Annotated in this window: 1 protein-coding gene; it reads right to left on the bottom strand. The window is 68.4% G+C overall.

Features of this window, described 5'->3' with window-relative positions:
* Positions 1-1,391, bottom strand: a 1,391-nt coding sequence (locus P5705_RS26115; protein WP_277463742.1) for a DUF6531 domain-containing protein, incomplete at its 3' end; no start/stop codon positions are given.
* Positions 1,392-1,437 lie beyond the last annotated feature (46 nt).

Here is a 1,437-nt window from a genome sequence, read left to right as displayed (position 1 = left end):
GGTTTCGCGGCGGTCCAGGCCACGCAGCAACACCAGTTGCTGTTCGGCGGTACGCACCAGGCTGACGTACTCGATCGGGTCGTAGTGCGGCTTGCCGACCTTGGGCAGCGGGTAGTCGTGGCTGCGGCCGTCGCTGTCGTGGAACACCACCCCTTTTTCCACGACATCAATGCAGGTGGTGAACTCGGTGATCCAGCGGGCGCCGAGCGACCATGATCGAGGGCCGCCAGCCGTGAGTTGTAAGTGCGCGTCCAGTTGACCGGGAACGGCCCGGACAGGCTGAAATCCTGATGGGCCAGTGTCTCGTCCCCGAGCACATGGCCGATGCTGAACCCGGTGCAGGCACAGGGGCCGTTCTTTTCGGGCTTGGGCTGCTTGTTGGCACGAACCTGGCTGCGCACCACCTCGGTCGGTCCTTCCGCGTGGACATGCCGGGCCTGGTGAGTAACGCCGGGGCGGATGGCAACGGCCATGCCCGGGCGGCGCGGATTGGCCAGCACGGTCTCGAGCAAGCGGGTCAGCAGCCAGGCGATGCTGTTTTCCATACCCGCGCTGCCCAGCGCTTCGAGGCGACGGGGCACGACCTTGGCCAGGTCTTCGAGGGTGCGGATCAGGGGACCCAACAGGGTGTCCAGTTCGCCGCTGAAGTGGCGGGCAACGCTGTTGTAGCCGTCCTTGAGGCTGCCCTCGGAGGCGTTGGCCAGGGCCGACAGGGCCAGGCGCCAGGCGTCGGTCTCCAGGGCCGAGTCGTACAGCGCCACCTGGGCCATCTGCGCGCGGGCCAGGCGGTGGCTGCTGGCGGCATCCAGGTCGCCACGGGCGGCGGCGCTGATAGTCTTGGCCAGGCTGGTGAACAACTGGCGCGCGGTGTCGGCAGCGGCGCTGAGCATGGCCGGCAACTGGGCCAGGGCCTCGCGCACGTAGTGCTCCAGGGCACCGCGGATATTGGCGTGCAGGTGGCCGTCGATGATCTCCAGGATCACCGCGCCGATGTGCGCGCCGGGGCGGCGGCGCAGGGTCTGGCGGGTCAGTTGCAGCACCGGGCGCAGCACCGTACGGGCGCGGGACAGGCCAGGTGGATAGGGGACGATGCCGATCAGGTTGATGCCCAGGCTGACCCACAGCAGCGGGTCGGGGGAAGGGCTTTCGACCAGTTCGAGGATGTCGATCAGCGCGTCCATGCAGGACAGGGCATTGGCCATCACCGGCACGCTTTCGGCGGCCTGGCGCAGCAGCTGCAGGTCGACCAGGCCGTAGCTGATTTCTTGCAGCCAGTGGTCGACGGAAGCGGCGGCGGCGCCGAGGTCTTCGCTGAGGAGGGTGTCGAGGGGGGCAATGGCGATCTGGATTTCGCGCGTGGAGGGCTCGGCGCTAGCGGGTGCGGCAGACATCGTGAAAGGGCCTTCCTAGGCGGGGGACGCGGGGTCCCGGGTGGTC

The sequence above is a fragment of the Pseudomonas entomophila genome, assembly GCF_029478665.1.
GTDB lineage: Bacteria > Pseudomonadota > Gammaproteobacteria > Pseudomonadales > Pseudomonadaceae > Aquipseudomonas > Aquipseudomonas entomophila_F.
This window is presented reverse-complemented; position numbering and strand designations above follow the sequence as displayed.